18 protein-coding genes and 1 other annotated feature are annotated in these 13,070 nt (G+C 36.0%); of the genes, 1 reads left to right on the plus strand and 17 read right to left on the minus strand.

Annotation, left to right across the window (positions count from 1 at the left end):
* The 3 genes from EQ827_RS02585 to EQ827_RS02595 all read right to left on the minus strand — a co-directional run.
* Positions 1-206 (minus strand): PTS sugar transporter subunit IIB (locus EQ827_RS02585; RefSeq protein ID WP_181189425.1); only part of this gene is annotated, 206 nt, incomplete at its 3' end.
* A 235-nt stretch (positions 207-441) separates the two neighbouring features.
* Positions 442-876, minus strand: a complete 435-nt coding sequence (locus EQ827_RS02590) for a PTS sugar transporter subunit IIA (protein ID WP_181189426.1) — start codon at positions 874-876, stop codon at positions 442-444.
* A gap of 76 nt (positions 877-952) precedes the next feature.
* Complete coding sequence (locus EQ827_RS02595; RefSeq protein WP_181189427.1) at positions 953-1,945, minus strand: SIS domain-containing protein; 993 nt, start codon at positions 1,943-1,945, stop codon at positions 953-955.
* 201 nt (positions 1,946-2,146) lie between these two features.
* Here EQ827_RS02595 and EQ827_RS02600 point away from each other — a divergent pair, with 201 nt between their 5' ends.
* Positions 2,147-2,875 carry a GntR family transcriptional regulator gene (locus EQ827_RS02600; protein WP_219912618.1) on the plus strand — a complete coding sequence of 243 codons (729 nt, stop codon included), beginning with the start codon at positions 2,147-2,149 and terminating at the stop codon, positions 2,873-2,875.
* Between the two features lie 68 nt (positions 2,876-2,943).
* Here the strand turns inward: EQ827_RS02600 and rplL are convergent, their stop codons facing one another.
* The 14 genes from rplL to gltX all read right to left on the minus strand — a co-directional run bounded on the left by rplL (position 2,944) and on the right by gltX (position 13,029).
* Positions 2,944-3,312, minus strand: a complete 369-nt coding sequence (gene rplL / locus EQ827_RS02605; protein WP_181189429.1) for a 50S ribosomal protein L7/L12 — start codon at positions 3,310-3,312, stop codon at positions 2,944-2,946.
* Between the two features lie 30 nt (positions 3,313-3,342).
* On the minus strand, positions 3,343-3,852 hold the full coding sequence (gene rplJ / locus EQ827_RS02610) for a 50S ribosomal protein L10 (protein ID WP_181189430.1): 510 nt from the start codon (positions 3,850-3,852) through the stop codon (positions 3,343-3,345).
* 28 nt (positions 3,853-3,880) lie between these two features.
* Positions 3,881-3,998: a sequence feature (ribosomal protein L10 leader region), on the minus strand.
* Between the two features lie 17 nt (positions 3,999-4,015).
* Positions 4,016-4,699, minus strand: a complete 684-nt coding sequence (gene rplA, locus EQ827_RS02615; RefSeq protein ID WP_181189431.1) for a 50S ribosomal protein L1 — start codon at positions 4,697-4,699, stop codon at positions 4,016-4,018.
* A gap of 77 nt (positions 4,700-4,776) precedes the next feature.
* A complete protein-coding gene (gene rplK, locus EQ827_RS02620) occupies positions 4,777-5,202 on the minus strand; it encodes a 50S ribosomal protein L11 (RefSeq protein WP_181189432.1) in 426 nt (141 codons plus the stop codon).
* A gap of 122 nt (positions 5,203-5,324) precedes the next feature.
* Positions 5,325-5,870, minus strand: a complete 546-nt coding sequence (gene nusG, locus EQ827_RS02625) for a transcription termination/antitermination protein NusG (RefSeq protein ID WP_181189433.1) — start codon at positions 5,868-5,870, stop codon at positions 5,325-5,327.
* Between the two features lie 95 nt (positions 5,871-5,965).
* Positions 5,966-6,142, minus strand: coding sequence for a preprotein translocase subunit SecE (gene secE / locus EQ827_RS02630; protein ID WP_181189434.1), 177 nt, complete (start codon positions 6,140-6,142; stop codon positions 5,966-5,968).
* Between the two features lie 12 nt (positions 6,143-6,154).
* Positions 6,155-6,304 carry a 50S ribosomal protein L33 gene (gene rpmG / locus EQ827_RS02635; RefSeq protein ID WP_181189435.1) on the minus strand — a complete coding sequence of 50 codons (150 nt, stop codon included), beginning with the start codon at positions 6,302-6,304 and terminating at the stop codon, positions 6,155-6,157.
* A gap of 58 nt (positions 6,305-6,362) precedes the next feature.
* The gene (locus EQ827_RS02640) at positions 6,363-6,935 is read right to left on the minus strand and encodes a sigma-70 family RNA polymerase sigma factor (RefSeq protein WP_181189436.1); all 573 of its coding nucleotides are present in this window, start codon (positions 6,933-6,935) and stop codon (positions 6,363-6,365) included.
* Between the two features lie 81 nt (positions 6,936-7,016).
* Positions 7,017-8,336: a D-alanyl-D-alanine carboxypeptidase family protein gene (locus EQ827_RS02645; protein ID WP_181189437.1), complete on the minus strand. Its 1,320-nt coding sequence runs from the start codon at positions 8,334-8,336 to the stop codon at positions 7,017-7,019.
* A 41-nt stretch (positions 8,337-8,377) separates the two neighbouring features.
* Positions 8,378-8,899: an NYN domain-containing protein gene (locus EQ827_RS02650; RefSeq protein WP_181189438.1), complete on the minus strand. Its 522-nt coding sequence runs from the start codon at positions 8,897-8,899 to the stop codon at positions 8,378-8,380.
* Positions 8,900-8,904: 5 nt separating this feature from the next.
* The gene (gene rlmB / locus EQ827_RS02655; protein ID WP_181189439.1) at positions 8,905-9,669 is read right to left on the minus strand and encodes a 23S rRNA (guanosine(2251)-2'-O)-methyltransferase RlmB; all 765 of its coding nucleotides are present in this window, start codon (positions 9,667-9,669) and stop codon (positions 8,905-8,907) included.
* Positions 9,650-10,063 carry a Mini-ribonuclease 3 gene (locus EQ827_RS02660; protein ID WP_181189440.1) on the minus strand — a complete coding sequence of 138 codons (414 nt, stop codon included), beginning with the start codon at positions 10,061-10,063 and terminating at the stop codon, positions 9,650-9,652. Before EQ827_RS02660 ends, rlmB begins: the two co-directional genes overlap by 20 nt.
* Entirely contained in the window at positions 10,060-11,469 is a 1,410-nt protein-coding gene (gene cysS / locus EQ827_RS02665) for a cysteine--tRNA ligase (protein ID WP_181189441.1), read from the minus strand. Before cysS ends, EQ827_RS02660 begins: the two co-directional genes overlap by 4 nt.
* Before the next feature lie 69 nt (positions 11,470-11,538).
* Complete coding sequence (gene gltX, locus EQ827_RS02670; protein WP_181189442.1) at positions 11,539-13,029, minus strand: glutamate--tRNA ligase; 1,491 nt, start codon at positions 13,027-13,029, stop codon at positions 11,539-11,541.
* Positions 13,030-13,070 lie beyond the last annotated feature (41 nt).

Consider the following 13,070-nt stretch of genomic DNA (forward strand, 5'->3'; position numbering starts at 1 on the left):
TTAATAGGTTTAATTGAATCATTGATATTCTTAATAACAAGCTTGCATCCTTGTGGTTTAGCCATTCTCATAGTCGTTTTAAGCAAATGATCATTAACCACTTTATCATTTGCAATCAAAATACAATTGGCACCAATACCAGATGTCCAAGATACAGCAACTTGGCCATGTAGCAAACGACAATCAATTCTAGTTTTTAGTATCATATTCGTACCTCTTTCCACTATAAATAGCTCTATATTTTATAATTAGTATTGAGGAGTCATTTAATGTAGTTAGACTTAAGGCTTTAAACATATAAAAAATAAACTTTTATCTATTCAATTAATTAAATAACTAGAATATTCTTATATATCAAAAGTTTTTAGTTAAATAATTGTTTTTAATTCATTCCTAGTTCTCTAATAGATATAATTAGCTGTGCAATATTATTTCTATTTATTAAAAATCTTCCTCAACTTGCTCTTTTTCATTAGATAATTTGTCATTGTCAAAAATAATTGATTGTTGTGCTTTACTAACAGCATTTCTAATAATTAAATTTATAGGTTTATCATTGTCAATATCAGTAAGCAATGTTAGCAATAATGGTAAATTCATTCCTGAAATTAAATAAAACTTTTTAATTAGTTTATTTTGTAATATCTGAAAAAATTGGTTGTTAACACTGCCACCAAATAGATCGGTTATAACTATTATTTCATCATCCTTATTAATAGTATTTAAGAATTGTTCAATTTCAGCTTTCAAGTCATAATCTTCTTGAGTGTATGCGCATAAATAATATAAATTATTTTGTTTTCCGAAAAACATTTCTATAGTCTTCATCATACCTTCAGCAAGCTTTGAATGGCTAGCTAACAATATTTGTCTCATATTTATCTCCTTTTAATAAGATTAAAGGCAAAGGTTTAAAACCTTTGCCCACCAATCCCCCAATCCAATAATAATTTTAGTAATTTTCCTTCCACATATAACGTCTTGTCATGTAATCTTTAGAGGTTACTTGAGAAAGTGCGCGCATATAAACATTATTTAGAATCGGCGAAAAAATTAAATGATTCATATATTCAGAAATTGAGTCATTAAAATCCATGATACCAATTTCTTTAGCATCTAGAATATAGACTTTTTTACCACCATGTTTTTTCAGAAATTTCACTGACCGCTCATCAGCAGCTCGTGTTCTACCAACTGATACTAATTGGAAAATGGATGTATTCTTATCTAAAACTTCAAAAGGACCATGGAAAAATTCACAACTATTTATATAAGGTGCATTTTTTTGCAACATTTCTTCAATATTACAAATAGCAAAGACATAAGCTGCTCCCCAAGCCGGACCACTTCCTAAAACATAAATTGTATCTTCTTCTTTATTCAGATGTGCCCATTCTTGCGCTAATGGTGTTGTGTATTTAACAGCCTTACGATAAATTGGATCTACTAATTCAAAAGCTTTGCATGTCTGATTAAAATTATTATAACCTTCTAATTTATTAACCAAAGTCATAGCTATTAATAATCCAAAACCGGAGTTTGTTGATTCCATACTACTTTCATCTAACGCTACACTTTGATATTTTAAATTATAATCGCAAGTTTGAGTCAAGCCAGATTCATCAACATATAAACCGATAGTGGAAGCACCTAAATTTTTAGCTTTTTGCGCTGCCAGAATAGTTTCTTTTGTTCCTCGCATTGAACAAACAACAGCTAATGTGTTTTTATTAACGTATTTTGGTGTTGCTAATACAAACTCGTTACTTGTAAATGATGATGAAGGAATATTTAATGATTCTCTTTCCATAAAATATTGTGCAGGAAAAAATCCTCCGTTAGATCCTCCAGCTGCGATCCAAATGACTCTTTTAATTCCACCAACTTTTTCTTTGTCCGCCAAGACATGATCTACAACTTTTGAAACATTCTCAACAATATCCAAAATATATTACCTCCTAATTTTAATATCCATTCAGTACAAGTATGCATACTTGTATGCTTGCTTGTATCTTTATATTAACACAAATAATCGAAATTAAAAGTCTTTATCAAGAAAAAAACTATTTATATAGTTAAAGTATGAATAGATATTAAAAAAGTTTATGCTACAATGTACAGGATAATGTTTACTGGAGTTGATATTTTGAAAACACAAAAACTAAAACATCATACCAAAAATACTTTATATGAACAATTAGCTAATACAATAAGGAAAAATATTCAAGATAACATCTATAAACGCGGAGAACAGATACCATCAGAAATGGAATTTCACAAAACTACTGGTTTGAGCCGTAGCACAATTCGCAAAGCACTTAATATATTGACAGAAGAAGGATTGTTAACTAAAGTACATGGAAAAGGAACTTTTGTTTCTAAAACTCAACGTATTGAACAAAACAAATCATCATTTTTAAGTTTTACTGACAATGTCGAACGTATGGGAAAAACTATGACCACAAAAATGGTTAATGCGCAAATAACTACTTCAAATAAAGAGCAAGAAAATTTCTTTAATTTACCGCATCAACAAAAATTAATTAAAATAACAAGAATTCGTTATATTGATTTAAATCCTATTTGTGTGGAAACTATTTGGTTTACACAATTATATAAATCTTTATTACATGAAAATTTAAATGGCTCACTTTATTCATTACTTAAAAATAAATATAATGTTTTACCAACTATTGGAAAAAAGGTTTTTGGGATGAGTTATGCTGATCAAAATGAAGCATCATTTCTAAACGTTCCAAGTGGCAGTGCATTGATGTTAATAGAGAATTATGTAAATGATTCTAATAATCGTCCACTTCATATTACCTATCAAGTTATTCGAGGAGATAAATTTAAATACGCTGTTACTGAATGAGTAATTTTACATTTCTGAACTAAAAAAGCCACCGGAATAAATTCCGATGGCTTTTTTACCGCTAACAATTATTTCAATGTAACTGTTGCGCCAACTTCTTCAAGTTTAGCTTTCATGTCGTCAGCGTCTGCTTGAGATACGCCTTCTTTAACAACTGAAGGAGCACCATCAACCAAAGCCTTAGAATCTTTCAAGCCTAAACCTGTAATATCCTTAACTGCCTTGATAACTTTAACTTTTTCTTGACCAATTTCTGTCAATTCAACATCAAAGGAATCTTTTGCTTCAGCACCGCCGTCACCAGCGCCACCTGCTACAGCAACAGGAGCAGCTGCAGAAACATCAAATTCTTCTTCGATAGCCTTAACTAAGTCGTTTAAATCGGAAATGCTTGCTTCTTTTAATGATTCAATAATAGCATCTTTATCGAAAGCCATTTTAATTCCTCCATTTATTCTTTTTATTAATTAAGCAGCAGAGTCATCTGCTTCTTGTTTTTCAGCAATTGCTTTAACAGCATAAGCAAATTTGCGAACAGGTGATTGCAACATTGATGCCAAAGTAGCCAACAATTCGTCGTGACTTGGCATATGAGCATATTCGTTGATCTTGTCCAAAGTTTGGACTTTACCTTCAACCATACCACCCTTAATCTGCAAAACATCTGTAGTTTCAGCAAATTTGGCAATAATTTTAGCAGCGATGATCGGGTCTTCATAAGAAAAAGCTACAGCAGTTGGTCCAGCAAAAGTTGTATTCAAATCTTCGTATCCAGACTCTTTAGCAGCCCGTTGTAAGATAGAATTCTTAACAACTTTCATCTCGACATCAGCCTCACTTAATTGCCGCCGTAATTCAGTAACTTGAGCAACATTTAAACCCAAATAATCAACAACAATTATTGATTCAGCACGAGTCATTTTATCAACAATTTCGTCAACTTGAGCCTGTTTAGCGTTCAAAACAGCTTCTTTCATTCAGTTTCACCTCCATAAATTTTTTCCACCTAAAAATTAAAGGGCACCGTGCCTCAAGACACAATGCCCTACTTGTTCAGCATGTAGCCTCGGCAGGATATTAAGGCTTGCGCCACCTGAGTCTTAGGTAGTTTCTTATGATAAGTTACCATTGATTGACTTATTAGTCAACTGCAATTTTAATTCCAGGACCAAAAGTTGAAGTTAAGTTAACTGACTTAATATATTGTCCCTTAGCTGTTGCAGGACGTGCTTTAACTACGACACTATTGAAAGCATTGAAGTTTTCAACTAATTTGTCTGTATCAAAGGACATCTTGCCTAAAGGAGCATGGATTAAGCCTTGAGAGTCGGCCCGATAAGTTACTTGTCCAGCCTTGATATCCTTAACAGCCTTTTCAACATCCATTGTTACTGTACCTGTTTTAGGGTTAGGCATCAAACCTTTCGGTCCTAAAATCCGTCCCAAACGACCTACTTTAGCCATCATTTTTGGTGTTGCTACAACAACATCAAAATCTAACCAGCCATCAGATACTTTGTCGACTAAATCGTCAGCACCAACAAAGTCAGCACCGGCAGCTTCGGCTTGTTTAGCTTGTTCGCCATCGGCAAAAACTACAACACGCTGGGTTTTACCAGTACCATTAGGCAAGACCATTGCGCCCCGAATTTGTTGATCAGCTTGTTTAGTATCAATATTTAAATTGTAAGCTACTTCGATAGTTGCATCAAAATTAGCGTAATTAATCTTCTTCAATAATTCGATTGCTGCTTGGGGATCGTAAAGCTTGTTTGCTTCTACTTGCTTAGCAGCTTCTAAATACTTTTTTCCATGTTTAGCCACGTTTAAGTTCCTCCTTGCGATTGTGGTCATAATGGGGGTTAACCCCTCCCACTTGTTTAAAACGTAAGTTGAATGAACTATTCTTCAACTGTCAGACCCATACTGCGAGCTGTTCCAGCAACCATCTTCATAGCAGCTTCAACATCATTAGCATTGAGATCTTTCAACTTAGTTTCAGCGATTTCACGTACTTGATCCTGAGTAACCTTACCAACTTTTTCATCGCGGGGATTACCGGAACCCTTTTTAATTCCAGCTGCCTGCATTAACATCATTGCAGCAGGCGGTGTTTTAGTTACGAAATCAAAGGAACGATCTTCATAAACTGTAATCACTACAGGAATAATAGTGCCCTTTTGCTCAGCAGTGCGAGCATTGAAATCCTTTGTGAATTCCACAATATTAATACCAGCTTGTCCTAAAGCAGGACCAACTGGAGGTGCTGGAGTTGCTGCTCCAGCAGGAATTTGCAATTTAACAACATTTGCAACTTTTTTAGCCACGGTACATACCTCCTTAAGTCCGTGATGTGGTCAAGATGGGAATCATAATTTTCCCTCCCACAGACATGCCAAATGGCACACTTTTATATTTTAGCATTATTAAAACTAATAAACAACCCTTATTAGAACTTTTGAACTAAATTATAATCTAATTCGGTTTCCGTCAACCGGCCAAACATATCTACTTCAACCTTAACTTTTCCATGTTCATCATCGGTTGCTGTGACTTTTCCTTCTAGACCAGCAAAAGCTCCATCAACAATTTTGACGGTTTCGCCAATTTGTAGATCAATTTCATGGTTTTGTTGATCATTATCCATATCATGCAAAATATGTTCAACTTCTTCAGGCAATAATGGTGCTGGCTTACTACCAGCCCCATGGCTACCAACAAATCCTGTTACTCCAGGAGTATTCCGCACGACAAACCAAGATTCATCACTCATAATCATTTCAACTAGAACGTAACCCGGAAAGGTTTTTTTCATTTCGGTCTTAGTCTTACCGTTTTTAACTTCGGTCTCTTCTTCTTGAGGAACTACCGCATCAAAGATGTAATCTTCCATACCCATTGAATGAGCCCGTGACTTTAAATTTTCTTTGACGCGATTTTCATAACCGGAGTAAGTATGCAATACATACCACATTTTTTGTCCTTGTTCTGCCATTATAATCTCCTTATTTTTCACAATAAAAAAAACCTCGCTTACACGAAGTCTTAGCACTTACTTACAATATAACAAATTTTTTTTAGGACTACAAATTATTTATGAGTGACAAATAGAGTAATTAACTTTTGAAAGACCCAATCACAAGCTCCTAAAAACAAAGCATAACCAACAGATGTCATAACTACTGTTAGTGTATCATGACGATTTTCCTTAGCAGTAGGCCATTCAACCAACTTCATCTCTTCAACAACGCTCTTTAAAAATTTCATTTGTTCATCCCTCTATCTAGTTTCTTGATGCAAAGTATGCTTTTGACACTTTGGACAGTATTTTTTTAATGTTAACCGAGCAGTATGTTGCTGAGAAACCGTAGTTTTATAGTTATGGGTACCACAAATACTGCATTCTAAAATTTTTTTCTTAGTCTTCATCGCTTCACCTAATCACTAAAACTATACTCAACCTTTTTAAATATGTCAAGATAACAAATCAACACAATTGACGTAACTTTAATCGTGCCCTTTGCGCAGCCCGCATAAGACTAGATTTAGAATAATTATTAACCGCTTGAGGATGCAGCCCCAAACAAACTTTCAAAGCTAACAATTCTAATTCTGATAATGTTTGTAAATAACTCCCATAATCAAAAGAAATAAATTCAGAATTATTATTTAAGTCACTTCTCAGACATAATAAACTTTTTAGTTCTGGATCTACCTCGCTTAAATGCTCCATAGATACAGATTTTATATTAGTTTGCCTTTTCAAGGCTAATTGTTCCCGCAATAAATTAGCTGCCCGATTTTGCAACCTTAATTTAAAAAAACTCCCAAATTTTGAGCCATGGTTTCCGTTAAAAATTAAACAAGTTTGATAACAAACTAACCGTGCTTCTTGATACCAATCCGCCCGATCAAACAGGGGAATATGATATATCTGCCCATATTTTTCAACTAAAGGCAGATATTTAGTGAATAACTGTTCTAACGCCTGTGAAGAATTTAATTCTTTTACTTGTGTAATCCAATTCAGATCCTGGTTCAATAACTGTTGTGTCTTCATGGGTTTACTCCCGCCAGACCAACAAACGATATTTTAAAAATATCATAAAAAATTAATCACTTAAAGAGAACATTTGTTCATTTAATTGAACAGCCATGGAATTTGGCTTTGATTACTCCAAATAGAATAATCTAATTGAGGGGGGGTTTTGAGTAAATTAATTTGATACTGAAGCCGCAACTTAGTCTTAGCATTTTGAGCTTGCCACAAGGTAACTTTAGTAGGCTTTGGAAAAGTGGCTAAAGTTTTAGTCTGCACCTGCCAATTATCAGCTAGGTAATCTAGTAGTTCTCGAGCCTGCAAAAATCGCGCTGCATCCGAAGGGGCCTTTAAAACCACAAGAATTACTCGTCTTTTAGCAATCGTCGTCGTAATAACTGTACCGTACCCTGCTGCTTCTCCAGTTCCAGTTTTCAAACCATCGACTTGATATTTTACAGCAGAATATTTTCCCTGCGCCAACATTTCATTAGTGTTAACGAAATTATGCGCTCCTATTCTTATATGCTGCTGTTTGGTCAATTGTAGAACCTGAGGAAATTGTTGCAACAGATTTTGAGTGATTTTAGCCAAGTCTTGAGCATTAAAATGGTTTTCCAACACTTTAGCATGCGCATTATTTGCCACACTTGGATCTAAAGTGGCTGGCAGTCCATTTGCGTTAACCAGTTGGACACTATGAAGCTTTAAATTGCGAGCATTTTGCTGCATCATCTCTACAAAGCGTTCTTGACTACCATATAAATACTGTCCTAAAACCATAATTGCATCATTGGCACTAGCTACCATGGTGGCCTGCAAAAGTTGCTGAATGGAATAATATTGCCCCACTTCTAACTTTGCTGTGGAAAGACCAGGCTTTTTTTCAATACCTGTAATTACCGCTGTAGCCGGAATAGGCGTTTGCAGAGAAATATGCTTAATTTCTAAAGTTCGATAAATGGTATAAACTGCTAATAATTTGGATAGAGAAGCAACCGGCAATACTTGTTGAGATTGTTTTTGCCACAGTACTTGACCACTAGCCTGATCGATTAAAATTCCAGCAGTGACTTGCCGGCAAATTACTTTAGCATCCATCTGTGCTAAAGTATTCGGAATGGTAGGACCTACAAAATGCTGCTGTTGAGCTTGTTGACTAATTTTTACTAACTGACGTGCCGTTTTATGAATTTGAATTAAAGTAGGCAATTGACTCCTTACGTGTTGGGCTTGATGCTGGCTTTTTTGAAATTGGCCTTGATTAAAATACTGTTGAGCCAGCTTTAAATTCATTATTTGCTGAGCATATTTATGAGCTCGAGGTTGGCGGGAATTGTTCAAATAAGGTTGGGCACGTTGCAATTGTCCCTGTCGTACCCAGTATTCGCCCTTTTGCAAATCAGCATCATTATTAACCAAAAAGCGACAGCCACTCAATGTAAAGATGATAACGAATAAGATTATGAAGACAATTGATCGCGTAACTTTGTTAGAAGTTCTAATTGGTCTTCCCTCCATGGATTATTGCGTTGGATACTGCGGTCATGATGTTGGCGGCTTTCTTGAGTAAGTTGGCGTTTCATTTCTTTAATGCGCCGATAAAGTTCATAAGATGGTAGGCGGCTAGCTCCCCGTGAAAATATTGTCCATTGTACCGCTTGATCAGAAGTAACTACCGTTACTTGGTTAGAGATTACATTTAATTGTTCGCTTAAGTCCTGTATATAAGTATCGGCAGTAACATCTTCAGGAGTAAACACAATATCTAAATCCCATTTAGAAAATTGCTCTTTAACACCAGGTACATACATTGCATCAAAGACCACAATAATTTGTCCTTCAAAAAATTTACGGTAATTAGCCAAAATATCTAATAAACGATCGCGGGCTTCTTCTAAGCGATCTTGTTTTTTGAGGCGATCTAACTGTGGCCAGGTACCAATCACATTATAACCGTCAACAATTAAAATTTGTTTTTTCATAATTATCAGCTTTCCCGGCTAGTAAAGGCTTGATATAATAACACACCTGTGGCCACGCTGGCATTTAAACTTTGCACATGACCAACCATCGGAATTGTTAAAATTTGGTCAACTTGACGCTTGACTAAAGGCGACATCCCCTTACCTTCATTACCAATTACTAAAGCAATTGCCCCTTGGGCATTCCATTGACGATAATCCGTGCCATTCATATCTGTCCCAAAAATCCAGATGTTCTTTTGCTTGAGCCATTCAATTGTTTGCACCAAATTAGTAACACGCGCAATTGGTAAATGCTCAATTGCTCCGGTTGAAGCTTTGGCTACAACCGAAGTAACACCGACAGCCCGCCGTTTAGGTATAATTATTCCGTTAACACCGACAGCATCTGCTGTCCGCAAAATAGAGCCAAAATTATGCGGATCATTAATATTATCCAATATTAAGAAAAAAGGATCTTGTTGTTTTTTTTGTAAATCGCTTAAGATGTGATCTAATTCCACATATTCATAAGGTGTAACTGTTAAAACAATACCTTGATGATTGCCATGTTGTGAAAGTTCATCTAATTTAGTTTTAGGCGTGTCTTGAATTACTAAATGCTGAGCTCGAGCCAATTCCACTACTTGCGCAATTTTTTCACTATGAAGCCCCTTTTGCAAAAAAATTTTATTAACTTTTTGTGGCGCATTGTCCGCCTGTAAAATTGCCATACTGGCATGATAGCCAAATACTATTTCTGATTGCTGATTATTGAAAGTTGAATTCATCAGTTCTTCCTACCTCTACTTGTTGAATACACCAGTCAGCTAATTCTTGTAACCGCTGCATTTGCTGGCTAACTTGTAAATAACCAAAAATAGCCTCAAAACCTGTAGAAATATTGTAGGTTTGCACTGAAGTATTTTTAGCATGAGTCTTTGCTTTGGCATTACGACCGCGCAAAAAAACTTCTTTTTCGGTTGCAGTCCAAAAATCATCTTTTTGCATTAAGGCAATTAAAGCTGCTTGTGCCTTAGCTGATACAAAATGCGTGGCCCGTTTTTGCAGCCGATTAACCTTAGTCAGACCACAATTAATTAAATGATCGCGCACAAATACTTCCCAGACGGCATCACCTAAATAAGCTAAGGTTAAACCATTTAATTGGTGATAATCTATCATTTTTTATGCCACCGCGTTCCTTGGGGTGTATCTTCTAAGATAATTCCCATTTCTAATAATTGATCACGCAAAGCGTCACTTTTAGCAAAGTCTTTTTGCCCGCGCGCTGTATCTCGTTGTGCTATTAATCGCTCTATTTGCTGATCTAATTGAGGATTAGTAACAAATTCAATCCCAAAAATACTCAGCAAAGTAGTGAAAGTATCTAATAAGTTATTGATATTTTGAGTATTAACTTGAGTTTGAGCAGAATATTGATTAATTAAGCGCATAAGATCATAAATATCACTTAACCCATTTTGCACATTAAAGTCATCATCCATATGTTGAATAAACTGCTTTTCAATATTGTCCTGCTGAAGTTGAATTGTATCATCAAAATCATTAAAAACATCATCATGCAACCGAAAACTTAAATTTTGTGCTGCTGTTTGCAAATGCTGTAAATTATTTTGAGCTTCAGTTAAGCTGGCTTTCGAATATTGGATGGGCCGACGATATTGAGTAGCTGACATAAAGAGCCGCAAAACTTGTGGATCCACTTGTTGTAATAATTCATGCATGGTGACAAAATTACCCAGAGATTTACTCATTTTTTCGTTGTCGCTGCCAATGGTTACAAAGCCATTATGCAACCAATATTTAACAAATGTCTTCCCTGTATGAACTTGACTTTGGGCAATTTCATTTTCATGATGCGGAAAGATTAAATCTTCGCCACCTCCATGAATATCCACAGTCTTACCTAAATACTTGGTTGACATTACTGAACACTCAATATGCCATCCAGGACGTCCGTTTCCCCAAGGAGAAGACCAAGATAATTCATTGGCAGGAGCTTTTTTCCACAAGGCAAAATCGATTGGATCTTCCTTTTTAAAAGTATCAAAGTCATTAACCCGTTGGCTAGCTCCTTGTTCTAAATCGTCCAAATTTTGTCCAGATAATTGTCCATATGCTGCGAATTTACGCGCCCGAAAATACACGTCGCCTTGGCTCTCATAAGCATAGTCTTTGTTTACTAGATCCTGAATAAAGCTAATAATATCAGACATGTTTTCCGTGGCCCGCGGATTCAAGGTGGCAGGTAAGATATTCAAAGCCGCCACGTCTTCTTGATAAGCAGCAATATATTTAGCAACAATTTTTTGCGGTGGTAATTCTTGCTCACGCGCAGCCTTAATGATTTTATCATCAACATCGGTAAAATTGGAAACATAACGTACCTGATATCCTCGATATTGCAAATAGCGTCTAATAGTGTCAAAAGCTACTGCCGAGCGGGCATTACCGAGATGAATATAGTTATAAACTGTGGGTCCACAGACATACATCGTTACTAGCGGAGGATTTAGCGGTTTAAATTCTTCTTTCTGTTTTGATAATGTATTAAAAATTTTTATCATCTTAACTCCTTTATGCTGAAAAAACACAGCTATGTTGAACTAATGACTCTACACGCTGTGTTTTGAAAATTAATTTTCTAACTGTTTGAGAGTTTCAGCTAAATGTTGTTGGGTCTTATCATAGCCCAATAATTCAATTGCCTCACCAATTCCAGGCCCGTGCATCGACCGCGTAGTGGCAATCCGAATTGGCATATAAAGCTTGCGGCCTTTCGCGCCTACTTCTTGGCGTGTAGCTTGAATTGCCTGCATGATTTGCGTAGCTGTAAAGCGCGGCAAATCTTGGATTTTTGCTTGAAAGGCTTTTAAGGTTGGTACAGCATCATCCTTACGCAATTCTGCCATCGTTGTTTCATCTAGTTGTTTAGGATCACTAAAGAAAATTTGGGATAATTCGACAATTTGACTAGTATAGCTCATCTGATCTTTAAATAAAGAAACTAAAGCTCGGGTCCATTCAATTGTTTTTAAATCCGGATTTTGCGGCAGTAAATCTGCTTGAATTAAATTAGCCAAAGATAAATCTGTAATCTTACTTAAATCAGCAGCTTTCACGTATTGGTTGTTTACCCATTCAAGTTTCTTTTGATCAAAAGCTGCCGGTGATTTACTTAAGCGCTTAGGATCAAACTGTTTAATGAACTGTTTGCGGGTAAAAATTTCATCTTCACCCACTGGTGACCACCCTAAAAGAGTGATGAAATTAAACATGGCTTCTGGTAAGTAACCACGTTCACGATATTGTTCAATAAACTGTAAAACAGACTCATCACGTTTACTTAACTTTTTACCAGTTTCACTATTAATAATTAATGTCATATGGCCAAATTTAGGCGGCTGCCAACCTAAATAATCGTAAATCATTAATTGTTTAGGCGTGTTAGCCACATGATCATCGCCCCGCAAAACATGCGTTATTTGCATTAAGTGATCATCAATAACTACCGCAAAATTATAAGTCGGCATCCCGTCACGCTTTTGAATAACCCAGTCACCGCCAATGGTCTGCGATTCAAACTTTACTGTTCCCTTAACAATATCATCCCACTCAAAGACTTTATTTTGAGGAACTTTAATCCGGATAACTGGCTTTAAACCTTGTTGTTGCGCAGCTTTAATAGCTGCTTGCTTTTGTTCTTCAGTCATGCCCGCATATTCATATTCATAATGCGGCATTTCTCCACGAGCCTTTTGGGCTTCGCGATCAGCTTGCAGCTGTTCTTCAGTCTTGTAGGATTCGTAGGCTACGCCCGCATCCAAAAGCTGTTGAATATATTTTTGGTAAATCTCTCGGCGTTCTGATTGGCGATAAGGTCCAAATTCACCGCCGACATCAGGACCTTCATCCCAGTCTATTCCTAGCCATTGAAGATTTTCTAGTTGGCTTTGCTCACCACCCGCTACATTCCGCTTAGTATCAGTATCTTCAATTCTAATAACAAAGGTACCATGATTATGACGTGCAAATAAGTAATTAAATAATGCCGTCCGTGCATTACCAATGTGTAAATGTCCTGTAGGACTTGGTGCATAACGTACTCTAATTTTATTATCAGCCACAATAAACTCCTCTTTCTTCCAATAACTTTCTACTATAATAG

This window comes from Bombilactobacillus bombi, assembly GCF_013607485.1.
Classification (GTDB): domain Bacteria; phylum Bacillota; class Bacilli; order Lactobacillales; family Lactobacillaceae; genus Bombilactobacillus; species Bombilactobacillus bombi_A.

Coding starts and splice junctions, on each gene's coding strand:
- EQ827_RS02660 (WP_181189440.1), bottom strand. CDS start 10,063: ATGATAGATTATCACCAATTAAATGGTTTAACCTTAGCTTATTTAGGT.
- rpmG (WP_181189435.1), bottom strand. CDS start 6,304: ATGAAGACTAAGAAAAAAATTTTAGAATGCAGTATTTGTGGTACCCAT.
- nusG (WP_181189433.1), bottom strand. CDS start 5,870: ATGGCAGAACAAGGACAAAAAATGTGGTATGTATTGCATACTTACTCC.
- EQ827_RS02640 (WP_181189436.1), bottom strand. CDS start 6,935: ATGAAGACACAACAGTTATTGAACCAGGATCTGAATTGGATTACACAA.
- rplJ (WP_181189430.1), bottom strand. CDS start 3,852: ATGAAAGAAGCTGTTTTGAACGCTAAACAGGCTCAAGTTGACGAAATT.
- rplL (WP_181189429.1), bottom strand. CDS start 3,312: ATGGCTTTCGATAAAGATGCTATTATTGAATCATTAAAAGAAGCAAGC.
- secE (WP_181189434.1), bottom strand. CDS start 6,142: ATGAAATTTTTAAAGAGCGTTGTTGAAGAGATGAAGTTGGTTGAATGG.
- cysS (WP_181189441.1), bottom strand. CDS start 11,469: ATGATAAAAATTTTTAATACATTATCAAAACAGAAAGAAGAATTTAAA.
- EQ827_RS02590 (WP_181189426.1), bottom strand. CDS start 876: ATGAGACAAATATTGTTAGCTAGCCATTCAAAGCTTGCTGAAGGTATG.
- EQ827_RS02650 (WP_181189438.1), bottom strand. CDS start 8,899: ATGAAAAAACAAATTTTAATTGTTGACGGTTATAATGTGATTGGTACC.
- rlmB (WP_181189439.1), bottom strand. CDS start 9,669: ATGAATTCAACTTTCAATAATCAGCAATCAGAAATAGTATTTGGCTAT.